The sequence below is a fragment of the Cohnella cholangitidis genome, from assembly GCF_014107495.1.
Classification (GTDB): Bacteria; Bacillota; Bacilli; order Paenibacillales; family Paenibacillaceae; genus Cohnella; species Cohnella cholangitidis.
This window is the reverse complement of sequence record NZ_CP041969.1, coordinates 3557911-3582599: the sequence shown is the minus strand read 5'-3', so window position 1 is coordinate 3582599 and position 24689 is coordinate 3557911. Positions and strand designations below refer to the sequence as shown.

Annotated in this window: 11 protein-coding genes and 1 pseudogene; 1 reads left to right on the top strand and 11 read right to left on the bottom strand. The window is 55.6% G+C overall.

The window, feature by feature from the left end; all coding sequences use genetic code 11:
• Positions 1–155: 155 nt before the first annotated feature.
• The 11 genes and pseudogenes from FPL14_RS16675 to FPL14_RS16625 all read right to left on the bottom strand — a co-directional run bounded on the left by FPL14_RS16675 (position 156) and on the right by FPL14_RS16625 (position 23377).
• On the bottom strand, positions 156–5969 hold the full coding sequence (locus tag FPL14_RS16675) for an S-layer homology domain-containing protein (protein WP_182298813.1): 5814 nt from the start codon (positions 5967–5969) through the stop codon (positions 156–158).
• Positions 5939–7933 (bottom strand): Ig domain-containing protein, encoded by a 1995-nt coding sequence (locus FPL14_RS16670; RefSeq protein ID WP_182298811.1) that lies wholly within the window; start codon positions 7931–7933, stop codon positions 5939–5941. The genes FPL14_RS16675 and FPL14_RS16670 overlap by 31 nt, the downstream gene beginning before the upstream one ends.
• Before the next feature lie 170 nt (positions 7934–8103).
• The gene (gene pyrB / locus FPL14_RS16665) at positions 8104–9039 is read right to left on the bottom strand and encodes an aspartate carbamoyltransferase (protein ID WP_182298809.1); all 936 of its coding nucleotides are present in this window, start codon (positions 9037–9039) and stop codon (positions 8104–8106) included.
• A 154-nt stretch (positions 9040–9193) separates the two neighbouring features.
• Positions 9194–11940: pseudogene (gene rnr / locus FPL14_RS16660) on the bottom strand (ribonuclease R).
• A gap of 136 nt (positions 11941–12076) precedes the next feature.
• A complete protein-coding gene (gene secG / locus FPL14_RS16655; RefSeq protein ID WP_182298807.1) occupies positions 12077–12313 on the bottom strand; it encodes a preprotein translocase subunit SecG in 237 nt (78 codons plus the stop codon).
• A 132-nt stretch (positions 12314–12445) separates the two neighbouring features.
• Positions 12446–13648, bottom strand: a complete 1203-nt coding sequence (locus FPL14_RS16650) for a GNAT family N-acetyltransferase (RefSeq protein WP_182298805.1) — start codon at positions 13646–13648, stop codon at positions 12446–12448.
• Between the two features lie 187 nt (positions 13649–13835).
• On the bottom strand, positions 13836–14084 hold the full coding sequence (locus FPL14_RS16645; RefSeq protein ID WP_182298803.1) for a hypothetical protein: 249 nt from the start codon (positions 14082–14084) through the stop codon (positions 13836–13838).
• Between the two features lie 85 nt (positions 14085–14169).
• Positions 14170–14934, bottom strand: a complete 765-nt coding sequence (locus FPL14_RS16640) for a sugar phosphate isomerase/epimerase family protein (protein ID WP_182298801.1) — start codon at positions 14932–14934, stop codon at positions 14170–14172.
• Between the two features lie 189 nt (positions 14935–15123).
• Positions 15124–18930: an S-layer homology domain-containing protein gene (locus FPL14_RS16635; RefSeq protein WP_182298799.1), complete on the bottom strand. Its 3807-nt coding sequence runs from the start codon at positions 18928–18930 to the stop codon at positions 15124–15126.
• A 188-nt stretch (positions 18931–19118) separates the two neighbouring features.
• The gene (locus tag FPL14_RS16630) at positions 19119–20240 is read right to left on the bottom strand and encodes a response regulator (RefSeq protein ID WP_182298797.1); all 1122 of its coding nucleotides are present in this window, start codon (positions 20238–20240) and stop codon (positions 19119–19121) included.
• Positions 20241–20266: 26 nt separating this feature from the next.
• Positions 20267–23377, bottom strand: coding sequence for a hybrid sensor histidine kinase/response regulator (locus FPL14_RS16625; RefSeq protein WP_182298795.1), 3111 nt, complete (start codon positions 23375–23377; stop codon positions 20267–20269).
• 226 nt (positions 23378–23603) lie between these two features.
• On the opposite strand from FPL14_RS16625, the gene FPL14_RS16620 reads away from it, so the two are divergent.
• A complete protein-coding gene (locus FPL14_RS16620; RefSeq protein ID WP_182298793.1) occupies positions 23604–24656 on the top strand; it encodes an LCP family protein in 1053 nt (350 codons plus the stop codon).
• Positions 24657–24689 lie beyond the last annotated feature (33 nt).

The window sequence follows — 24689 nt, the reverse complement described above, 5'->3', positions numbered from 1 at the left end:
ACCTTTATTATAGCACGCAGACCGGCGCCCCTTCAATGCCGCCATACGGGTTCCTTTCGTCGGGCGAATCGACGCGAAAAAAAGAAGCCTTCGGCAGCCACGATATTCGTGAACGCGAAGGCTTCTTCCTTATTGCGAACGTCCGTTGCGGATCGTTATTCAAAAGTCACAAGATTCAGCAAGCGCTGCAGCGCGACGACCGCCTCCGCTCTCGTTACCGTTCGCCCAGGCGCAAGTTGCCCGTCGGTTTGGCCCGCGAGAATGCCATTTGCCACCATTACCGCAAATGCGTCCCTGGCCCAACCGGCTACCGAATTCGCGTCTGGGTAGGCTTCAAACGCTTCCGATTGGCCGCCATGGCCTTCGCCAAGATAGCCCAGCGCATGGACGAGCATCACAGCCATTTCCGCACGGGAAAGCGTTTGATTCGGGCGGAATGTGCCGTCGGCATATCCTTTTACCAGCCCGGCTTGGACTGCGGCCGCCACCGAAGAAGCATACCATTCGCCGCCTTTTACGTCTTTGAACGCAGGCCCTGCCGGTTCTTGGCCTTCCGATACGCCAAGCGCGCGCACGAGCATTGCCGCAAACTGTCCGCGGGTTACTTTCCCTTCGGGCGAGAACTTCCCGGAGGCAATGCCGCTGACAATTTGTTTAGAAGCCATTTCCTCGACCGCCTGACGGGACCAATGCGTCTTCACGTCCTCGAACGCCGGATGCGAAGTCACCGCCGCGTACACGCTGTTGCCCTTCCGTTTGAATACGATCACGTTGCGATCGGTCTCTTTCATTAGACGGGAGAGAACAGGCCGCCATTTCCCGGCTGTTTCGTCGAACCATACTACGGTTGTGCGGTTTGCCTCCGCCGAATGTTCGATATAGATCGCTCTGGTCAAGAATCGATCGAACGAATCCAGCTTCATGGAACGATTCTGCCCGTCGGTCAAAGCGATGCCGAATTCGAATGGCGAAGATATCGCCGTAAGTCCGTCCCGTTTCAATTCGGTTAAAATTCGATCGCTCTTATCGCCGGTCAGCTTTCCGAAGCTTGCCGTTACATATCCTTGGCCGCCGCCGGCATAATCCTGCAAGGAATCCGCCAAGTCCCGAAGCGGCAGATCCAGCCAGCCTTCCGCCGAACGAATGCGCAGCTCGGCTTGTTCGCGCGTACCCAGCAGCTTCTTCAGCAACGCGGATTCCAATCGGATGTCCCCGCCGGATGCAGAAGACGGTAGGCTCAGCTCATACTTCCCGGCAGCCTTCTCGATGATGTCGACTTCAACCGTTCGTCCGTCCGACAGCGTGATCTTGGCGACTGTCGAAGGATTGGCCGGCACAATCGGTCCCTGCTGCGGCATCGGGCCGGGTTCCGAATTCGACGTGCTAGACCGAACTTGAACGGGAACGACGACGCTGACCCCCGTTCCGTATACCGCATCCGTGACGGTCGCCGTTACTTTCGCGAAGCCCGAACCGACAGGCGATAGAACAAGTCGGCCGCCGGCTGCCTGAGCAACGACTACGCCCGGATTGCTTGAGCTGGCGCCGTCGATTCGCAGCGAATGCCCGGCGTAAGCCGATGTTGCCAATTGATCCGCAGTGATGGATACCGTCGAGTTCCCGGATTGCAAATTCATAGTGGGTATCGTCTTAGCCACGGGAGGCAGTTTTTCCCCGGCATGCACCGTCACCGGAATATACATTTCGACGAATGATCCGTAACCCTCATCCTCGATCCTAACCATGACACGCGTGCTGCCAGGTGCGACCGGAGACAAGACCAATTGACCGTTTACGATCCGCACTTGCGCGATAGCGGCATTATCCGATAACGCGGAATCGATCGTAAGCGATCCTCCCGGGTAAGCCGGGGTCGCCAGATCGTAAGCAGCAAGCGCGGTACCGTCACCGCCTTCATTCATATGAATAACGGAGACCGTCTTAGGAATCGGAGATAAAGGCGAGGCTACCGTCACCGGCAGCAGGATATTCGCGCTGGTGCCGTATACCGATTCCGTTACCGTAACCGTAACGTCCGTCGCACCCGCCGCGATAGGCGTAAGCTGCAATTGTCCTTCTACGATCCGCGCGGCAACGATGCCGGCGGGGTTGAGCGCAACGCTCGCAATCGTCGGTTCCGGCAGTCCGTCAACGGTAGCCAGCCCGCTTGCGGGGAGCGTTGCCCCCTGACCGCCTATCAATAGATGCTGCGGCGGAGCCAGTTGCTCGTACACAACCAATGGCAGCGTTATCGGCGCCGAGCGAACGCCATAGGCATCTATGACTTCCGCTTGAAGGACGTAGGCTCCGCTCTTCGCGGGAACGCCTTGAATGACTCCGTTCGGGTCCACGGATAATCCCGGCGGGAGCTCGCCCTCGATATTCCATACTGCGCCGTCCTGGCTCCCCAGGAAGGTTAGCCTGGTTTGATACGGCTTGCCGGCATATCCGGTCGGAAGCGTATTTGTGTCGATCGTCGGCATGCCATAAACGGCAAGTTCGAACGATTGGCTCACGGGCTCCACGCTGCCTGCCCCGTTCAATTTCAATCGGAAAGCATACGTGCCGGGGGCGGTCGGAGTTCCGGAGATGATGCCGTCCGAATGGAGCGTCAGCCCCGGAGGCAGTTGCCCTTCCGTAAGTGTCCACGCATAAGGGAGAGCGCCCCCTGTTGCCGTTAACGCGAACTCATACGGTCCCATTCCGGCACCCGGCAATTTCTCCGGGCTCGTAATGGCGAGTTCGCCCGAGAGAATTCGAATCTGCCTTTGCACGGCAGACGAAGTTCCGGCCAGAACGGCTTTCAACGTCGTCTGCTGACCGCCGGACGGCCGGTCAGGCAATACGACCCGGACTTCATAGCGCCCGTTGGCATCCGTCGTCGCCGAAGCCGGGACGGAGCCTTGCGTTAAGCTAAGCTCAACGGTCGCGTCCGCAATAGGCGCGATGCCCTCATAGACATATCCGTAAGCCGTCAGCGTATCGCCGGGAAGGCCTCCCGATTCGTCTAGCTCAAGCGTAATTCTCCGAATAGAAGACTCTCCGACATAGGAGAACTTTGCCCCTTCCGCCGGATCGCTGATCCCTAATGCGTTCTGTACCCGGACATCGACGGTGCCGATTCCCGGCGGCGTAACCGCCCGGAGCAAACGGCTGTCCACGTACTCGGTCGACGCGGCAGGTTCACCGCCGAACAGAACGACGGAGTCCGTCGTGAACCGATCGCCTGTCACCAAGATAACCGTGCCTCCGACAGCGGGTCCCGTACCGACGTCGATTCCTTCCAAAGACGGCGGAGGTTCAATCGGGGATCCGACCGCGAATAGGATACCGCCGGTCAAGTCGGCGATCGTCGCGGCGTCCAATGCAACCGTCGTCACGCCAAGCGCCGCATCGAACGTCTGATCCGGGAGCAAGCTCCAAGACTCGCTTGCCGCGTTCCAACGATATAGGTGATGAGCCGATGACGAGACGTTTCCTACCGTAAATTGAACGTTCGAGAAGGTGCCGTCATTGCCGATCTTAAAATATTTATTCGCCGTACGGAAAGTTCCGCTCGTCTCGCCCCCCGGATTCCGCTGGAAGATGGCAACTTCCACCGTGCCGAGACCGGTCGTCCTTGCGGTTACGTCGCCGGATACGACTTCCAAGACGCCATTCTCGTTCGTGCTCGTTCCGCGACTAACGAATACGGATTGTGCCGACAGAACGGAGAAGCGCAACGCGGATTGCGCAGTCGCTCCGAAGCTGTCCTTCACCTGAATCGCGACGTCGTAATCGCCGGATTCGATCGGCACCCCGTCGATATTGCCGTTCTTCGCGTTAAGCTGCATTCCTTTCGGCAGAACGCCGGATACGACTGACCACCCATAGCTTCCGCTGCCGCCTTCCGCCTGCAATTGGATGTTGGCATAGTCGCCGACTTTCATGCCGCTGCCTTCATGGATCGACGGCGCGAGCATGACAAGGTTCGGCGGAAGCACCTTTAGCTCAAGCACCGCCGAAGTCGATTGAACCGGAAGCGATTCATCCGTCGCCCTCACGGTAAAGGCATGCGTTCCGAAGCTGCCCGGATCCGGCGTGCCCGTTAATTGTCCTCCGCCGCCAAGCGTTAACCCGGGAGGAAGCTCTCCGTCGATAACGCTCCAATGATAGTTCCCGTTTCCTCCGCTCGCTTCCAATGTCCCCTGATACGCAACGCCCGTCTGTCCATCGGCCAGACTATTCGTCGTAATCGTCAACGGGTCGTGTTGCAGCACATGGAGCGAGATTTCGCCCAGCGGGAAGCTGGCGGACGAGGGATCCGACGCTTTACGTGCCGATACCGCCAACAGCAGCGTCCCCGCCGTCGTGTCCGTTATCGTGAACGCCGCCTTGCCGTCCGGTCCGGTCGTGCCGGAGCCCGTACTCGTCTCCGTAACCTTCGCCGTTGCGGAATGAACCGGGGCTACGGAAATCTCGTATCCCGGAAGGGGCACGCCGTTCTCGTTCTTGACGATCGCTTCGAGCGCAGCGGGTGTCGTCCCGTCGCCGAGGATCTCCGTCAAGGATAACGACAAGGAGGATCGATCGGCGTCAGGCACCGGCTCGGCGAGAACGACCGTCGTCCCGCCAAGCGTCTCGCCCGTCGAGCTGTCGTCAATCCTCAGGACGAGCGTCTCGGCTTGCGTTCCTATATAGTTGAAGGTAACGATGCCCGACCCGTTTGAAACCGCCGTCCGCGCAGGCAAGACGCCCGACACGCTGCCCGTACCCGCCAGCATCACCGAACGTCCCGGCATCGGATTCCCGCTGCCGTCCGTCACTTGGAACCTCAGCTCCGTGCTCGCTATGCCGTCTGCCGGCAGAACCGCCGGATTGGCCACCAAGCCGCTTAAGCTCAAGCTATATTGATTGTCGGCGCCCGCGAATTCTTTGGCGAACGCCATCAGCGTTCCTCGCGAAGCATCGTATGCCAGCATAACCGGATAAGCATACGATCCCGATAAGGCCGGATCGCGGAACGACGGCTGGTCGACGGCTTCAATACGGGTCCAGGAGGACAGAATGCCGTCCCCGTTGCCGGTGCCTCCCAACGTACCAAGGCCCCACAGATCGTGTTTCATCGCGCCGATTCCATAGCTGCCGGCTTGTTTCTCGTAGCCGCCGTACAGGACAAGCTGACGCGATGCCCGATGATAAGCCGCGCCCGATAAGTACAAGTCCTGCGGACCGACTCCCGCCTGATAGACTTGGTTGGTCTTATCGGTCCAGTCGGTTCCGTTCCATTCATACACCTCGGTATTCCCGTTCGTCAGATGGCGCGCGATCAGCACCGGTTTGCCGATCCCTTCGTGGAAGGCCAGAATCGGGTCAAGGGTCATCGGAGGCTGGGTAGCGGTCGTTCTTTGCCCCCATGACGTTCCCGACAGCACCCAAGTATCTCCGAATGCGGGAAGCATTTGCTCGTTGCCGCCATATAAGATCAGATTGCCGTCCCGATCCTGCGCGAGAGCCGCGTTTAGGCGCGGCGGAGGCGCTTCCGTGCCGGAAATCGTGCGTACCGGTTTACCGCCTACCAGTTCCACTTTCCAAAAGACGCCGTCGCTGATTTTCGTCCATGCTCCGTCTTTCCAAAGCCACGTATCCCCGAATACGTTATAGCTGACGGAACCCGACCAATTATTCGCTGAGCCCCCGAACAGAACGATGCCGCCAAGCTTCGGCGAATAAGCCATTGACGCGTAGTCCCTGGCTTTCGGGGCGGTCGATAATCCCGTCGCTTCCTGCCAACCGCCGTTCGCGTACAGCATCGTTTTTCCTTGGCTGGTAAACCGCATCGTCTCTCCCGTCGCCGGGTTGTAAGCTATTCCGTTGCCGTTGCCGGGATCGTCGGCGATCGTTCCTTCCGCCTTCCATCGATAGTTCCCTTTCGCGCTCGGTGGAGCGATAACGGCGGTTACTTCAACCGTTTCTTCCAGACTGCCCAACGGCCTTTCGTCGCCGCGCTTGTCGAATCGACCACGCGGAAAGTCATCGGGTAGGTCCCGACCGTCGTCGGCGTGCCCGACAGGACTCCGGTTGAAGCATGAAGCGCAAGTCCCGGCGGGAGCTGTCCCGATTTGAGCGCCCAAGAGAACGGAGCCGTACCGCCCTTGACCCCTAATTGATAACTATAAGGCTGGTTGACGAACTGCCCGATCTGAATGCGGCTCGTTGCCGTCTGCATGATCGGGATCTTGAACGTAAAATCCTTGGAATAGTTCTCGGCGTCCGTCATGCGGAGCACGATTTCTTCATTCTCGTTCGGCGCAAGAGGCGTGCCTTCGATAACGCCCGCTATCGGATCCAGCGCCAATCCCTTCGGCAGCTTCCCGGATACGATGGCCAGCTTGTAACTGCCATACCCGTTCGCTGCTTGCTGCTCCGCCGTGAACGGGTACCCTCCGGCCGGCTTTAATTCGGCGCGGTAAGGTTGCCCGACCTTGCCCCCGGGCAAGTAAGGCTCCGTCGTCATCTCGGGCGCGGCCGTAAAAGTAACCGCGGGCGGCGTCCCTGCCGCACCGAGCGTGAAATGCGTGTAGATCGATATGGGCGGATAAGGAAACGCGGGAATCGGTATCATCCCCGCGGATCCCCCGACCTTGATCTGCAGTTGCGCGTAATTCACCGACGGGGCATATTGTACCTCCGGAAATTGGATCGTGCCGGACGTTGCCGTAGGCGTGATATCCCAGGTCGAAGATTTGACCACGTGCCTGTCCGCCGTATAATTGAAACGATCCTTAACGACCGCCCCCGCCGCGCTCGGTCGGGTCGAATCCATAATAAACGGATCGTTTCCGTGAAGCATATAATCCAGCAAAAACGAAATTTTAAATTTAAGCGGCGTTTTCGGGATCGGGATCGGAATCGTGATGTTCGTCGTGCGGTCCATCCAGAAATAGCTGCCGTCAAAAGGCGCGGCCTTATTCGTCGAGTTGCCGAACCCGAAATTAAGGACCGGGATGCCCAAGTTATATTGCTTACCTAATGCTTGGAGAATGAAATGGACGTAAAATCCGACGCCGTAAGTCGAGTACATCGTATGCTCGTTCGCGCCGACTCCCTTGGGCGTCATCTGGACGGTAAACTTGGACGTCTGTCCGACTTCCAGCTTCGGAAGCTTGAAGTTCGCATCGACCGGCCAGTCCCATGCCGCTCCCATCCCCGCGTTGAATTCGAACCATACGCCGATTTTCACCAGGTCACCCAGATCGACGATATCGATAATCGGCCAATTCCAATGAATGCCGGGAAACCCCGACTGTCCTTTCAGCCGATATTCGACACTATTGGTCGTCGTGGCGGACGCGGCGGCCATCGCTTTCATTTGAGGCTGAAGCTTTTCGACCGAAGTCGGCGATACAACGCCGAAGTCCGCTTCGTCGCCCGTACCGGTGAACTCAGGAGCGCTCTCCGCGCCCAAAGGAGACGGTTCCGTTGCCTCCGTCATCGCGTCCGGGAGCACCGGGTTCTCAATCGGCGCAGCCTTGGACATGTCGCTGACAAAGTCCGCGATCAGCTTGCCGCCCGCGAGTTGCCCCGCGACAAGCAAACCGCTGCCGACCTGTATCGGGGATCCGCCCGAAACCGTCTGATATACGGTTTGCGATGTCAACCGCACGGTAACGTAATCCGCCAGCCCCGAGGGAAGCTCCGAAGCTTCCATTTCCTCGTCCGTCCCTTGATCGGGGCGTATCGCTTCCTGCTTCAGCACGAGCTCCGTGCCGCTAATCGACACGACCTCGCCGATCACGGCCTGCCCTAGGCTGGATCCGTTCGAGCTTGAAGCCGGCGGCACGGAAGCCGATTCGGCGGCGTTTACCTTCGGCGTGCCTGCGAAAAGCTGAAAGACCATAAAGAATGCAAGCATAATGGCGGTAAAAGGTTTAAGTTTGCGAAGCCTGCTCATAGAATGCAAATTCTCCTCCTATCGTCTAGTAAACTATTAACCTTATGAAATATTACTAGGCGCCGCTCACAAAATTCTCCCAAGCGGAAAAAAGGCAAAAAAAAAGAGAGACCCAAGGTCTCTCTGAACTGTCTTTATTTATTTGCTTCAAGAAAGCTCCGCGAACTTCCTTATTTCCCCTGCGACTCCACGATACTCTTATCGATGAGAGCCATCCGAATGTATAAGCCGTTAACCGCTTGACGGAAGTAGGCGGCGCGAGGATCGGAATCGACTTCCTCCGTGATTTCGCCCGCGCGAGGCAGCGGATGAAGCACGATCGAGTCTTTGCTCATCCGGGACATCAGCTCGGCGTCGACGATGTACTGGCCGGAAGCCTTCTCGTATTCCTCGACCGAAGGAAAACGTTCCTTCTGGATCCTTGTCTGATACAGGACGTCGATGGAGCCCGCGACCGAATCCAGATCGTTCGTCTCCGCGTAACGAATGCCTTTCTCGTCCATGTACTTCTTCACGTTCTCCGGAATCCGCACGTTGTCAGGGGAAATGTAGTAAATCATGACGTCTTGATAATTCGCCAAAATATAGCTCAAAGAGTGAACCGTCCGTCCGTATGCGAGATCCCCGACCATCGCGATTTTCAAACCGTCGATCTTGCCGAACTCTTTGCGAATCGTGTAAGCATCCAATAATGCCTGAGTCGGATGCTCGCCCGCTCCGTCTCCCGCGTTGATGACCGGCACGCTCGCTACCTTCGCGGCCCGTTTCGCGGCGCCGATCTCGGTATGGCGCATAACGATAATATCGCTATAGCCGCTGATGATCCGAATCGTGTCCTCCAGCGTCTCCCCCTTGATGGCGGAAGAGAATTGCGCCGCGTTCTCCGTTCCGATGACGTTGCCGCCAAGCCGATGCATCGCCGATTCGAACGACAGGCGCGTCCGCGTGCTCGCCTCGAAGAACAACGTCGTCATGATTCTGCCTTCATGTCTTCTGTCCCCGCCGCGGGCGACAATGCCTTCCATCTCGCGCGCCGCGTCGAACAGCCTTTCCAGCTCGTTTTTCTCGAACTGTTTCGCTCCAAGCACATGATAATACTGCTTCATTTTCCGTTAGCCTCCCGACGTCTCTCCGTACACACTAAGTACTATCCTATAAGATACGGCGAACTTTGTAAAATGGTATTAGCGGTTATTTCGAGCGATCCACGGAGCGGAAAAAGAACCTCCCGGCAATTCCGCCCGGAAGGCTCTTCCATGCTTATTCTTTCGGTTTTTTACGCCGGCTTGGCTTAGGTTCTCCGCTTGGCTTCGGAACGGACGCTTCCGCCTTGGTGAACGGCTTGGAGCGCTTGCCTCCGCCTCCTCCGTTACCGCCGCCATTCCCTCCGCGGCCTTTGCGGGATCCGGTGAACATGCCGCCGTCCGTGCCGTCATCGATCGACTTATAATTGCCGGAACGAGGCAGTCCCCACATGTCCAGCTTGCCGCGTTTGGCGGGAGCGGAACCGGAGCTTCTTGGCGCGCCGTTTCCACCCGATGATCGTCCGCCATCATTGCCCGCTGCGTTCGTTGGCGAAGCCTGAATACCGATCGGTTCGACAGGTTCCCGAGCCTGCAACGCGCCTTTGCCTTCCGGCTTCTTCTTGCGCTTTCCGCCATTTGCGGTGCCTTCGCCGAACTTCCCGCCGCGAGCATCTTTCCGCTCGCCTTTGCCGCCGCCGCTCGATTTGCCGCCGCGTTTGCCGCGGCTCCGTCGCTGCCGCCGCCGACGCCGACGAATCGTCCCGCGGAGTTCAGCTTCTTCCGCTTCCGGTCGAAACCGCCCGGCCCGCGAGCGTCGACGAAGCTCACTCGGCTGCCGCTGCGCGACTTCATGTCGACCATCTCGAAGTCGATCGTATGATCGCTCATATTTACCCGGGCTACGCGAATTTTCACTTCGTCGCCGATTCGGTAAATTTTCGAAGTCCGCTCGCCGATCAACGCCATATGAAGTTCATGGAAATGATAATAGTCGTCGGTCAGATCGCTAAGACGAATAAGTCCTTCTACCGTATTGTCCAATTCGATGAACATTCCGAAGCTCGTCACGCCGCTGATCATGCCTACGAATTCTTCGCCGATCTTGTCGAGCATGAACTCGGCCTTCTTCAGCTTCTCCGTATCCCGCTCCGCGTCGACCGCAACCCGTTCCCGCTCCGAAGACTGCGAAGCGATATCCGGCATGCGCGCGTTCAGCGAATCGAAGCGGTTGTCCGGCAGCAGGCCGCCGTTCTCCAACACTTCGCGCATCACCCGGTGAATGACCAGATCGGGATAACGCCGGATCGGGGACGTAAAGTGCGTATAATATTCCGCGGCAAGCCCGAAATGTCCCAAGCTCTCGGCCTCGTATTTCGCTTGTTTCATCGACCGCAGCATCATCGTGCTAAGTACGGTTTCTTCTTTCGTCCCTTGAATCTCTTCCAATAATGTTTGCAGCGCGCGCGGATGCACCGTGTTTCCTTTGCCCCGCACCGCATAACCGAAGTTGCCCGCGAATTGCATGAACGTCATCAACTTCTCGTTGGACGGCTCCTCGTGAATCCGATAGAGGAACGGAACCTTGAGCCAATGGAAATGCTCCGCCACCGTCTCGTTCGCCGCCAGCATGAACTCCTCGATGATCTGCTCGGCGATGGAACGTTCTCTCTTCACGATTTCAACCGGCTTGCCTTGCGCGTCGACGATAACCTTCGACTCCTGGAATTCGAAGTCGATCGCGCCGCGGCGCATTCTCATCGAACGAAGCCCCATAGCCAGCTCGCGCATCAGCTTAAACGTATCCGCCAGTTCCGAATAACGTTCCGTTACTTCCGGGTCTTCGTCGTTCAATATTTTTCGGACGTTCGTGTAAGTCATACGCTCCGTCGTCCGAATGACGCTCGTGAAAATATCGTGACGAACCCGCTTCATCGTTTCCGGCTCGAACTCCATCTCGCAGCTCATCGTCAGCCGGTCGACCTTCGGGTTCAAGGAACAGATTCCGTTGGACAGCCTATGCGGAAGCATCGGAATAACGCGATCGACCAAATAAACGCTGCACCCTCGATTGTAAGCTTCTTCATCCAACTTGGACTTCTCGCGTACATAGTAGCTTACATCCGCGATATGGACGCCAAGCACGAGATTGCCGTTCGGCAACCGCTCGACGTTAACCGCATCGTCCAGATCCTTGGCATCCTCGCCGTCGATCGTCACGATGACTTTATCGCGCAAGTCGCGGCGTCCTTGTTGGACGATTTCTTCTTCCGTGATCGTATCCGGCGCGGCTTCCGCCTCCGTCATGACATCGCCCGGGAAGCTTTCCGGCAAGCCATGCTTGCGGATAATGCTGAGAATATCGACGCCCGGATCATCCTTATGCCCGAGAATTTCCACGACTTCGCCTTCCGCCGCCGAACGCCCTTCCGGATAGGTCAGGATGTTAACGACGACCTTCTGCCCGGTTACCGCTCCCATAAAGCTTTCGCTGCGGATAAAAATATCCTTATTAATCCGTTTGTCATCCGGCACCACGAAGCCGTAGCTCTCGTGATTCTCGAACACGCCGACGACTTGGGTAACCGCCCGCTTGACGATGCGGACGATCTCGCCTTCCAGCTTGCCGTTCTCGTTCTTCGCCGACACGCGCGCCAGCACGATATCCCCGTTCATCGTCCCTTTCATGTCGTTGGCATGAATGTAGAGATCGGGATGTTCCTTGTCGTCGGGGATCAAGAAGGCAAATCCTTTCGGATGGGATTGAATCCGTCCGCGCAGCAAATTCATCCGTTCCGGCACGCCATAGCGTTCCGTACGGGTCAGCAGAATTTTCCCATCTTGCTCCATCTCGGTCAACATGCGGAGGAATGCTTTGAATTCCGCTGCGTCCTCGATGCCGAAATGTTTCTCCAATTCTTTGTAAGTCAACGGTTTATAGGCGGTTTCCCGCATGAAATCGAGCAACTCCTGCTCGGTGCACATCGGCATCCGTATCACCTCGTCCTATGTATAGTATACACACTTTGCGTCCTCGGCAACCGGATAACCCCTATTCGCCTCATGCGCGATCATACAAAAAAAGGCAGGAAGCTCGCGCTTCCTGCCTCGTCTCATCTCGTTAGTTTTTCACGAAATACGCAACCACCAAAGAAAGGATGAAGAAACCGACAGCCAACCCAATGGTCAGACGCTGCAAGAACAGGTCGATTCCGCGGGCCTTCTGCTTACCGAACAAGTGCTCGGCTCCACCGGAGATTGCACCCGACAAGCCTGCGCTCTTACCCTTCTGAAGCAGTACGACTGCAATAAGTCCCAGCGAGAAAATAACCAAAATTATTTTAAGAACGACGTCCATCGCTTACACCTCCCAGATCCCGTTACAAAAACAGTATTTTTATTTTATCATACCGCCCGGTTAGTTGACAACCTTCCCTTATCCCAGTTAATGATAAATGATATTTATTTTTGAGGCGATCCCGCCTGCCCTTTAGAAAAAGTCCATCAGATGCGTCGTTCTTTGCGGAATCCGGGAAGCCAGCAGCTCCAAGTTTGTTCGAGAGCCGCTAATGCGCCCGACTTCTTCCAGCAGCAACGGGCTCCGATTGCCGGCGAGCATGGCCGTTAACGCTTGGATATCGCATAAAACCGCGCCGCTGGCGGGCTCCCTTGCCGCGGATTCGGATTGGCCGTTCAATCTTTCCAATCGCCCCTGACCTTCCGCGCTCCACGAGAGCCGGAACGCTCCGTTGTTCCATGGCGCGTGCTCATCCGACAAGACGAGCGTGACGGCTTCCCCATCCACCCCATGGGCCCATGGATACAACCCTGCAAAAGCCTCGGCGTCTACGATGCGGGACATAAAATACGGGAGAAGCTCCTGCTTGATTCGAGGCTCGGGCAACAGGAACGGCAACGGGTCATCGGCGGGCGCGATCATCGTCACTTCATTGATCATCGAGTCGTGGTTTCCGACATAGGTCCACAAAGCCCGGCGCGAAACCTCGTTCGCGCTCACCCAATCATGGATCGTCATGATCCTGTCCGCGATCTGATAGAACACGTAACCCTCGGGAACGTTGCTCTCATTGTAATAGACGGCGACCGTACCGTTTTTAGACAATATTTTGTTCTCCCACCAGTCCCGCGTCCGGATTATCGTCCCGCTGTAACGCGAAGCGAATATCGAATAGATGCCGTCGAGCACTTCAATATCGGGTTTAGGCATACGCTTCACTTGTCCCGGCGTCACCGTGCGCGCGGGCAATTTTTTCGTCTCGATCGTATACTTCTTGCGTTCGACAGTCATTTCATAACCGTATTTATGGTAAAAAGGAAAAGAAAACGGGTGCAGCATGCTGATCGTTTGTCCGTTGGTTCTCATCGTTTCCAGACTGCGCACCAGCAATTGGCTTACGCATCCCCGTCTTCTCGCGTCCGGCCAAGTAGCAACTCCGGCTATGCCTCCCATCGCCAGTTTCCGCCCCTGAATCCACGTTTCGAAGGGGATGATACTCAAGGCGGACAACAATTCCCCCTGCTCGTCGAATGCGCCCCAATCCTGCTCCGGACGAAAAAGCCCCCTCCTGGACTCCAACTCCTCGGGCGATAAGCGTAATTGGAACGCGAATTGCGATAACGCCATTCTTTCCTCGTAATCTTCCGCTCGCAGCTGCCTAATCTCAGTGACCATCCGCAATGTCTCCCCTTCCTATTCCTCAGCGAATCTTCTCTCCCTATACTAACAAATTTAGAAGCCCAAACGCATCCCTGTCCGCTTTCAGCACGACCCACCGACAAATTCGCCCACTTAACGACACGCCGTGCCGCTATTTCGCACCTCACCGGCAATTTCACCAACTTAACGGCACGCCGTGCCGCTATTCCGCACCCACCGACAATTTCGCCAACTTAACGGCACGCCGTGCCGCTATTCCGCACCTCACCGGCAATTTCGCCAGCTTAACGGCACGCCGTGCCGCTATTCCGCACCCCACCGACAATTTCGCCAACTTAACGGCACGCCGTGCCGCTATATCGCACCTCACTGGCAATTTCACCAACTTAACGGCACACCGTGCCGCTAAGCCCACCGCATAACCCCTCGCCCCCGGAATAACGGTAGCCAATGCCGTTATCCCCCAGCCCCAGCCCCACCCTAGCCCAGAATAGCAAAGAGCCCGGCCGAATCGCCGGGCTCGAGCTCGCTCTATTTTACATCCAGCCGCGCTGCTTGAACCAAGCATAGTTCAGCTTCGCGCTCTCAAGCGAAGATACGTCGTATCTCTCCTGCTCGATGATGACATATTCGACTCCGGCTTCTTCGCACGCGGACAGAGCGGAATCCCAATCGACGGAACCGCGTCCGATTTCCGTATCGGTGCCATCGTCTTTGAAATCCTTAGCGTGAACAACCGGCAATCTGCCCGCGTATTTGCGCACGTAAGCCGCCGGATCTTGACCCGCCACCTTGACCCAACCGAGATCGAATTCCGCGAACAGCAAGTCCGAAGAAATTCTCTCGAACAGATGATCGATAACGAGCTTGCCTTCAACGGGCTTAAACTCGAACGCGTGGTTGTGGTAACCGAATTGCAATCCCGCCTCCGTAACGCGCTGAGCCGCTTGCTCAAGCGTATCCGCCATCTTGTTCACGTCATCCAACGTCGGATTGTCGCCAAGCGGATAATACGGAACGATAAAACGTTTCAAGCCCAGCTCCAAGCTGTACTCGATTTGTTTCTTCAAATTATCCCAGATCGCGGCGTCGTTCACCGTTAACCCGATATGCGCGGACGGCGCGTTCAATCCGGCATCGGCCAAGGCTTGGCGCACTTCCTTGGCCGAATGGCCATAATAGCCCGCCAACTCTACGTTACGGTAACCGATCTCTCCGATCTCCTTGATCGTAGCCAGGAAATCCTTCTCGCTTCTATCGCGAACGGAATACAATTGAATGCCCACTTGCGGTTTGCTCATCTGAATCCCACCATCCTTATCGTTTGATCGTGCTCATCTACTTCTTATTATAGGCTGATGATTGCGTTCACACGATGGGGGTTTTTGCTGTCTTTGTATGGCATTTTGGAGATTTAACGGCTTGATCGGCAAAAAAGAGCCCCCGCGTCCTTCGACGTAGAGGCTGTAGAGCGAATTATCAGATTAAAGTTAAGGTTGAGCGGGGTGCTGCCGGGCTGCCGCCTGAATCGCTCCATACGCCCAATGCGTTGCAGGAACGTCTTTGTACAGCGGTTCTCCGGCCGTATTCGGCTTAATTCCGATGAGCCTATTGATCATTACAACGGCCTCCGCGCGGCTAAGCGTTTGGCTTGGACGGAAAGTATCGTCCTTAAAGCCGGTCAGAATGCCTGCAGCGCTCGCTTTACGGATCGCCGCCTCCGCCCAATGTCCGGCAGCGACGTCCCGGAAGCCACCCTCGCCGCTCGCGGTTCCGTCACCGAGTATCGTTGCCGCGATGATTGCCATTTCGGCTCTCGTAATAAGCTTGTCCGGGTTAAAGCCGCCATCCGGCGAACCTTTCATAAGCCCCAGCTTCGCCACCTTGTCGATCGCTTCCTTAGCCCACATCTTGTCGGGGATATCCTTGAAGGTTAACGCGGACTTCGTCGCTTCGCCTTGGATGACCTTGGCTAGAATCGCGGCTAGTTCCGCGCGAGTAATACCCGCTCCGGGTTTGAACATTCCTCCCGCATAACCCTTAATATAGGGCAACCCGTAATCGTTAGCCTTCGCGCCGCGGAACTGTTGCCAACCTTCGATCCGAACGACGGCGAACGTACTGAACTTCGTTACATCGAACTCCCACCCGCTAGAAACTTTGCGAGGCAGGATCAATTCTCGGGTTCCATCGCCGTGCTCGACATAAATTCCCGTATTTTGCTCCTGTTGCTCGCTAAGCTTCTCGGTTCCTCCAGGTAGAGTTAGAGTCACTAGGCGATTTTGCAGGTTCGTCTCGATCGATATCGGAGTACCCGCTCCTCTCAAGCTCCCTTGACCGGACGCAGCCCTGACGACCGAATTCGTATCCGCTCGCTCGCCGATCCGGTCTTGCTCGGACTTCTCTCGGATCGGATTAATCTTCAACTTGATGGCTTCCTTTATCCCTCTGAGGGACTTCACGGGGATATGGATGTCAACGCCGTTCATCTTCAAGTTAAAAGCAAGGTTGCTATCTACCAACAGCTGTACGACTTCCAACGGAATCGTCACATTAAATTCGTCGACGATATCCTTGTCGTCCGGAATCTCCAGCCTGAATTTGCCCGATGGTTTCAACCGCTCAACCCACTCGGTTAACTGCTCCTTCTTAAGCTCCAACCGATCAATGGCACGCCCGTTGCCGTTCGTCGTTCGGATCAGCGGAAGCTTGCCGAGGATGACTCCGCCGCTTTCTACCGTTAACTGCACGGTCGATTGCTGAGCGGACGCCCCTCCTCCACCGCCGCCTCCGACGCTAGGGCGAATAACGATCCGTTTCGCTTCGAAAGCCGTAACCGCCGCGTCCAGCGTCACGACTGCCGCGTCCACATCCACCTGCGTCGCTGCCGTATCGTTAACCACCGTCGTCGCCGCCCTTATCGCGGAGTGTAGAATGGTCTTCGACCCAATCGGATATTGACCGTTCGCCGTACCTTCTACCGCTCCCCCATAAGTGGCTTGCGCGACACTAATGGCATCGGTAAGAACCGATTTGTTTACGACTACGACTCCGCTTATCTTCTTTGCCTCGAAAGCCGTAACCGCCTCGTTCAGCACAGCAACTGCCGCATCTACTTGCATCTTCGTAGCCGCCGCATCGTCTGCTACTAGCCAAGCATCGTCTATGGCAGTTTGCAAGAGCGCCTTCGCCCCTGCCGGATACTGTCCGTTATCCGTTCCTTCCGTTGCCGCATCATGCTTCGCTTGAGCCGATGCGAGCAACGCCAACAACGCCGCGCCTATTTTCTTGCCATCAAACTCGGCTATCGCCGCTGTCATAGCAACGGTCGCCTCGTCGACTTCTTCCTGCGTTACGTTTTCCTTGATGCTAATCTGGAAAGCGGAAAATGCAGCGGCCATCAGATTAGCCTTCGCTCCAGCTTCGTACTGCCCGATCAGATCACCTTCCGTAGACGTAAAATATTTCATCCTCGCCTCGTCGATCTTAGCGGTAAGCACACTTATATCCGCTACGTTCTTCCGGCTATCGAACGCATTCACCGCATCAATCATCATGGAGATTAACGGGTCCACCTGGTCTTGAGTCGCATCGGGGTCATCCCGTACGGCTACCGCGGCGTCGATCGCGATTTGCAGTTCGGCTATCGAGCCCTCTTCATACAGCCCGATCAACTCGCCCTCGACGGCATTATCCGCTTTTTCCTGAGCGCGATCGATCCAAAATTCCAAAAGGCTCTTGTCCACGATCGCAGGTACAATCGCTTCCGTTCTAACGCTCTCCAGCAGATTACCCGCTATATTCTGAACCGTCACGTATATCTTAGTGACCGGAATTCCCGCAGCTATGCTTACGTTAAGATCGCCTGTCGCGGCACCTTGCGTTGCCGTCCCGATCAAGTTGCCGCCGGTTGGCGCGTCATAAACCTTAACGACCGCTAGCGGCGGAACCGCTTGAACGGTGACTACGTCTGCGCCGCTCGAATTATTCTTAATTTGAATATCTTCCGACAAGAGTGCCGGAGTCTTCGGTCGCGTAACGGTAACGGCAATCGTCGCCGTTATTCGATGACTATCCTCGTCCTCAACCTCTACGGATACGTTTGTGTTTCCGGGACTGCCGGGATCAATCCGCAACAAGCCGTCAGCGTCGATAACGGCCTCCGCCACGCCGTTATCGCTTGAAGCCGCGCCGCTAAGAGCCAGTTCATCCCCATCAAGATCCGTCGCCAAGTCTCCAGCCGAATAGGAAACGCCGTCGCCTCCTTCTTCAAGAATAACGGACAAGTCTCTTTTGACGACCGGAGGTACGTTTGCGGAGAACGCTAAGTTCGAAAACGTATATTCATCATACACTTCGTCGTCTAATCGCGCCGCCAAGTAGGCCGTACTAGCCATCGTCTCGATCGAAGGAAGCCTGATTTCATTGCCACCTGCCGTTTCGGACATTTCCAGCGTATAGGATACGCCGCCAGTTAACGTCTCGCCGAAAGGCAGATACAATTGTATATTGTCGGAATAGAGCACGACCGCCCGCGGTTGCATGGATGCCGAACCGCCCCTAATCTTGAAATCGGTCTTTGCGATGTTGCCGTTAGATAGGATAGTCTCATTTCCCGGCTCATTCGGGAAAGCAATCTTGATATTATTCGTTCCGCTCCGAGAAGGCGTAAAGGTAACGATAGGATCTCCGGCTTTCAAGTCGTAACCCGTTTTATTCGGCCATCTTGCTTCGGGAGGAACTTGGAATAAGCCCGAGGAAGTATTGGTTACAATAATCTCTTCCGTTCCCAGCGGATAGCCCGCTTGATTCTTCACCGGAGTGCCTGATCCGGGATCGAACCTGATTGTTACGACATCCGTGTTCATGACCCGGTTTTTAAGTTGGATCAGCACCCGATCATTCGTCTGGGTCGGCGCGACGAGCAGGGTCTCGGCGGGCTCTCCGTTCACCGTAACGATGAAATGACCGTTCTGGAAATGAAAATAGGGATCCGTAACCAGTTCCTCGGTGAACCCGAATTCGATCCAATCGTTGTAGATCTTTGCATTCGCGATATGCGGCGCCCCGTCGGGCAGAATAGTTTGGCTCGCGTCCATGGTCGCCTTAAGCTCCAAATGATTGAATTGTCTGACCGAGCTCCCTTCGGATGAAGTCGTACTGACCGCTTCCGTTCCCGAAGCCGCTGCGCTAACTTTTCCGCCCGCAGGAACGATAACCCCCGCAGCCAATGCCGCGATAAGAATCAGCGCTAACAACCTGTTATTTACACTTTGAATCGCTTTTTTCCCCAACATCTTTTTACCTCTTTCCCCATTCAAAAATGATACGAATGATACGAAACCCTGCGTTACGACAAATACTAGCAAGCGACTCTCCCAAAATTCTCACAAGACCCCCGAAAATGCGAAAACCCCCGCGTCATTAGACACAGGGGTAATAAATAACGGAGGGACGTCAGTCCTTTTTTTGCAATTGAACACCTTTAGATAGCAGATAATCCAGCGGCCATTTCCCGAAGCTGCTCCGATGGCCCGAGACCGAGCTCTTCCGACAACAATCTGGCATATTTCTCGTAATGGCTCCGAAACAACCCCAGCTCACCGCCCTTCGAATACAAACGGAGAAGCTCCGCGTTCATCTCCTCGTCCAGCGGCGCATACGCCAAATACGCGCATAGCGTTTCCTTCGTTGACGTTTCATCCCCGATACCGAGAAAGTATACCGTCAGCATTCGCGTTAGCGAAACCATCTGTAGGCGAACTTCGGCTTCAAGCCCCGCGCTCCACACGTAATCTTTATTGCCGAACAACGCGCCTCTACTAGACGCGAGCAGCTTTTTGCCCGTAACCGCATTCCGCTCGTTTATCAAACTCGTACCCTTCATGAAGTCGCGAAAGCGCTCCAAATCCGAGAAAATCGGAGGCGTCCGCAGATCATATCCTTCGCCGGCGTGCGCCAGTTCAACCGAGAACCCCGCTTCCCTCAGCGCCTTCTTCAAACGATAGACCGTATTATGCACGTTATGAAGCGCCCGCTCTTCGTCCAGCTCCGGCCAGAGGAGGTCGGCGAGATGCCATTTGCCCGCAAGCCGATTCGGATAGGCCAACAAATAAGCGAAGAGCTCTTCCGTCTTCCGCGTGGGCCAGTTCATCAAGCTCCCGTCCGGCAGTCTCGTCTCGAACGTGCCCAAACAGCGAACGGGAGGCTCGCCTTCTTCAACAACCGGACGCAGGACGGATGTTAGTGCATAATTCTTGCTTAACCGGGCCGCAACCCTTTCGATCGCGTCCGGCGTGACCGGTTTCAACACGTAATCGACCGCGTTTACCCGGAAAGCCTCCAATGCGTACTCGGGGTATGCCGTCGTGAACACGATTTGCAAACGCTCGTCTTTCGACTTCAATTTGTCCGCAAGCTCTATGCCGCCCATTTTCGGCATCTCGACATCGAGGAAAGCGGCATCCGGCGCGAGCTCTTCATACGCTTCCAAAGCCGCGGCCGCGCTCGTGAACGCCCCTACGACTGTCAGCAGCGGATGTTTGCCGACTAACCTTTCCATTAAATCCAATATGGGCTTCTCGTCTTCCACGATGATGACTCGCATGACGACCTCCCTTTCCTATGCCGCTTTCAACCAGCGGTTTTATTTGCATCGGTTTCCTTAGGCAGGAATAGGGTAACCTTCGTCCCCCGCTCCAGTGCCGAGTCGATGGCAATGCTAGCGCCCGGGATCGCCAATACGCGTCTTCTCACGTTAGTCATTCCGATTCCCGCGCCTTCCGGACGATCCCCCGCGCTTAACTGATAGACCATGTCATCGGCCATCCCGACTCCGTCGTCTTCGATGTCGAACCGAAGATACCCGTTTCCATCCGCAATCGATAGCGCAACCGTACCCGGGCCTTCCTTCTCGAACAAGCCGTGCCGGATCGCGTTTTCCACGAACGGTTGGATACTAAGCGACGGAATCCGCAAGTTTTCCAATCCATGATCCGCATGCAGCTTAAACTCGAACCGTTCGCCGAACCGGGCTTTCTCGATCTCTACATATGCTTGTATCAGTTCTAACTCCATGCTCAGAGGCACGCTCGTCGTATGGTGATCCCGCTCGAATACGATCCGCAAGTAACGGCTTAGCATCGACAGCAAATACGCCGCCTTCTCCCCGTCCGTATAACAGAAAGAAATAATGCTACTGATCGCGTTATACAGAAAATGCGGCTTGATCTGCGCTTGCAGGAAAGCCATCTCGTTCTTAAGCGCTTGATCCATCGACGTCTTCATCGACAAGAGCGTGCGCACCCGGGCGGTTAACGTTTTCGGATCGAACGGCTTGGCGATAAAATCGTTCCCGCCCGCCCTGAAACATAGCTCGATATCGTGCAGCGCGTTCTTGACGGTCGCGAATAGAATCGGCAGATCGATGATCGAATGAGTTTCCCTCACGATCCGGCATAGATCGATCCCGGACATCTCCGGCATCATAACGTCCAAGATGACCAGATCAATACGAGGATGCCCCTTCAGCTTGCGCAACGCTTCCTTCGCCGAGAATGCCGTAATCACGTTATGGCTCTCGCCGAGCAGATTCAGCAAAATATGGATATTGGACGCCTCGTCATCAACGATGAGCACCGTATGTTCGTACCTCTCGTCCACGATATCGAGATTCGCTCGCGTAACGGCCACTTCACTATGCGCCCACTCTTCTGCCCAGGCTTGCCCCTCGGCTTTCACGGCAGGCAAAGCGAACGTGATTCTCGTTCCTTGTCCAGGTATCGAGCGTTCCACCGCTATCGATCCGCCCATTCTCTCCACCAGCTGTCGACTGATGTAGAGACCGAGTCCCATACCCGTATAGCCATCCTGCGGCAATGACCGTTCCGCTTGCTCGAAATACCCGAAAATCGCCTCATGGCTCTCCTCCGGAATGCCGACCCCGGTATCTTCGACGGAGATCGAATAACGATCTCCCTCCTCCTTGGCGGAAATCTCGATTTTTCCGGTCTCCGTATGTTTAATCGCGTTATGTATCAAGTTGTACAACACCTGCCGAACCCGGTTTTCATCGGCCTTGACCAAGGTGCTCGGAGCGATCAGATTGCTCAAGCGCACGTCTTTGCCCGCCAACTCGAACTCCAGCACCTGGAACACCGTTTGGGCTATGACTCGTACATCCAGCACCGATTGCTGCAACCGCAAGTCTCCATGCTTCATCTGCACGACATCGACCAGATCGTTAACGAGCGTCGACAACTTCGTGGATGTGTCTTGAATAAGCGATAGCTCGCTGCGCTGCTTGTCCGTCAACTGTCCGGCTTTCCCTTCCAGTAGATAAGAAGCGATATTCTGAATGCCGTGAAGCGGAGTCTTAAGCTCATGCGACGTATTCGCCAGAAATTCGTCTTTCAGTTGATCCCGGAGGATCAGCTTCTCCGTCAACTTCTCCGTCTGCTCCGTGGCATGGGCAAGCCTAAGCGCCAATAACGTATTGACGAACGCAATGATCGCGATCATCGCGGCTCTGCGCCCCACGTCGGTCTCCACCCATCCCAGCGAGTAGAACAAGCCGAGGAGCAAGATCGAAAAGATAGCCAGCATCATTCCGCAGAGCAAGGCGATTTCCTTGCGATTCAGCGAATCTCCATCCCGTTTGACATACAATCGCGCAATACAGCAGAAATAGATCAAGACGACCAACAACGTGTAATTCCAGGGTATGTTGCCGACTGCCCGATAGAAGGTATAAGGCATAACAATAACGATCAGCAAATAGATCCCGATCGGTGCAACCAGCCAATAGAGAAGCTTCCTTCTCAGCAGCTTGCCGTCGAGGTGGTGCAAGAAAAACCCTAGTATCACGATATTGGAGAATCCGCCGATATCGTATAGCTTATAAGCCACGTCGAAAGGAATCCAAGGGCACAGTTGAAGCAGCATCTTATCCCCGGTCATCGCCAGCAGGACCAGCATGGATAAAAAATATAAACCGCTATAAAGATAAGCCTTGTCTTGCCTCCGCATCGCATAGATGCTTAAATGATAGCCGCCGAACAGGAGGAGGATGAAAATCCCCGACAACTCCGTTCCAAAGATAACGTGCGCCGATAAGATCATATCCTCTTGCAAACCGAACTGAATATCATCGACCCCGCCGCCCATCGGATATGTATGATCGGCGACCAGAATGACGACCTCCATCTCGTTCCCGTCGACGCGAAAGTAGCTCGTATAGGGAGTGTTCCCCGGCTCGTAGTCCTTGGCGCTCGTCGCGGGGTTCCCCTCGCTTCCGAGTAACTCGCCGTTAACGTACAGCTTGTGCGACGTCAAGATGTTCATGATTTTAATTCCGTAATTTTCTTTCGCGCCCTTGAGCTTAACCGTCAGTCGATACGTTCCGGAATCGGCTGCTCCCGCTTCATCGAAGGACTTCCCGCCGGACCATGCGTTTGGAATGTCCGCATAGAGAGGTTGATCGGCGATTCCCGCGCGGATATCCTCGGGAGTCAACAACCGGTCCCGGTAAAATTCCCATTCTCCGTCGAGGTTAACGAGCGGCTTCCCATGCGTGCCAAACTCCCATTCGCTCAGATCCAGCACGCCTTGGACCGCGATCGGAGCACTCCTATCGGGCATCGTATACGTGTATATACCGAACAATACCGCGATCGCCACGAGCGGTATAAACGTAATTCCCACTATTCGATTAAAAGTTCCCGCCCCGCTCCTCCAACTTCTCATCGCTGTCCCCCGGCTTATTCATTCGTAATAAACAGCATACTTGCGCTCGCTCACAAAAATCTCCCAAACTATTTTTACATTACCATAGACCTCGCCGGAATGAACACGAATATCTATTTGCGACCGCTTCTTCCGAATTCAAACATTTCTTTCTCTTTTGGAACAACTTTCCACCGCGCTGCGTCGTATTATTGGTGACAATCATTCGGAAAGGATTGACAGTAGCATGGAACAATCTACCGAACCAACTCAGCCCATCCCGGCAACTCCCGCGCCACCGCGCAAAAAAAGCAATAGGCGACGACGAATCATCCTCTACAGCGTCCTGGGGATATTCCTTATATTCGGCTCCTATGCGGCCTACTATATATATTCACTGTACTCGTTCGCGGAGCAGATCTACGTCCCGCCGGGGGACAACCAGCCGACCGCGCCCGTTCCGACGGATGGAAGCGCGCCATCGCCGTTCGCCGTCATCGAACCGCCCGAATGGAGCGGCGACGAACGCATCAACATCCTTCTGCTCGGCGGCGATTCGCGAGGGGTCAAAGGCAACGCCAAACCCCGTTCGGACACGATGGTGGTCGTCTCCATCGATCCCGTCGAGAAGAGCACGCATTTATTCTCCCTCTTGCGCGACACTTACGTGAAGATACCGGATCACGGCTCGAACCGGCTGAACGCCGCAATCACGAATGGCGGGCCTTTGCTTGCGATGGAAACCGTGCACAACCTTATCGATCTCCCTATCCATTTTTACGTATATACGGATTTCGAAGGCTTCATCTCTTTGATTGACGAGCTCGGCGGCATTGATTTCGAAGTCGATAAAGACATGAAACGGACCGACAACCGGGACGACCCAAGGTACAACATCAAGCTGGAAAAAGGAATGCAGCATCTCGACGGCTTAACCGCATTGCAATACGTGCGTTACCGAAGCGACGCCATGTCGGACTTCGCGCGCTCCGACCGGCAACGCAAGTTCCTTTCCGCCATCGCCGACAAATTGCAGAGCACGACTTCTCTCTTGAAGCTGCCGCAATTGCTTAACGGCGTTGCCCCCTACATCGAGACGAACATTCCCCCCGGCGACATGATCAAGCTGGCCCGTCTAGGAATGAAGCTCGATACAAGCCAATTGACGGGCATCCAAATTCCGCAGATGGGCGCGTTCACGGAAGAAAGAATCAACGACATGGAAGTGCTCGTCCCCGATCTCGAGAAGGTCAAGCAGTACGTTCAACAGCAGCTCGCCGACGGCAATGAGACGCTCTGACGATAACTTTGCGCATGCAAAAAGAAGGACGGA

What these genes read in the sequence shown, in the direction of transcription:
- FPL14_RS16670 (WP_182298811.1), bottom strand. Translation starts at nt 7,933, where the DNA reads ATGAGCAGGCTTCGCAAACTTAAACCTTTTACCGCCATTATGCTTGCA.
- pyrB (WP_182298809.1), bottom strand. Translation starts at nt 9,039, where the DNA reads ATGAAGCAGTATTATCATGTGCTTGGAGCGAAACAGTTCGAGAAAAAC.
- secG (WP_182298807.1), bottom strand. Translation starts at nt 12,313, where the DNA reads ATGGACGTCGTTCTTAAAATAATTTTGGTTATTTTCTCGCTGGGACTT.
- FPL14_RS16650 (WP_182298805.1), bottom strand. Translation starts at nt 13,648, where the DNA reads ATGGTCACTGAGATTAGGCAGCTGCGAGCGGAAGATTACGAGGAAAGA.
- FPL14_RS16640 (WP_182298801.1), bottom strand. Translation starts at nt 14,934, where the DNA reads ATGAGCAAACCGCAAGTGGGCATTCAATTGTATTCCGTTCGCGATAGA.
- FPL14_RS16635 (WP_182298799.1), bottom strand. Translation starts at nt 18,930, where the DNA reads ATGTTGGGGAAAAAAGCGATTCAAAGTGTAAATAACAGGTTGTTAGCG.
- FPL14_RS16630 (WP_182298797.1), bottom strand. Translation starts at nt 20,240, where the DNA reads ATGCGAGTCATCATCGTGGAAGACGAGAAGCCCATATTGGATTTAATG.
- FPL14_RS16625 (WP_182298795.1), bottom strand. Translation starts at nt 23,377, where the DNA reads ATGAGAAGTTGGAGGAGCGGGGCGGGAACTTTTAATCGAATAGTGGGA.
- FPL14_RS16620 (WP_182298793.1), top strand. Translation starts at nt 23,604, where the DNA reads ATGGAACAATCTACCGAACCAACTCAGCCCATCCCGGCAACTCCCGCG.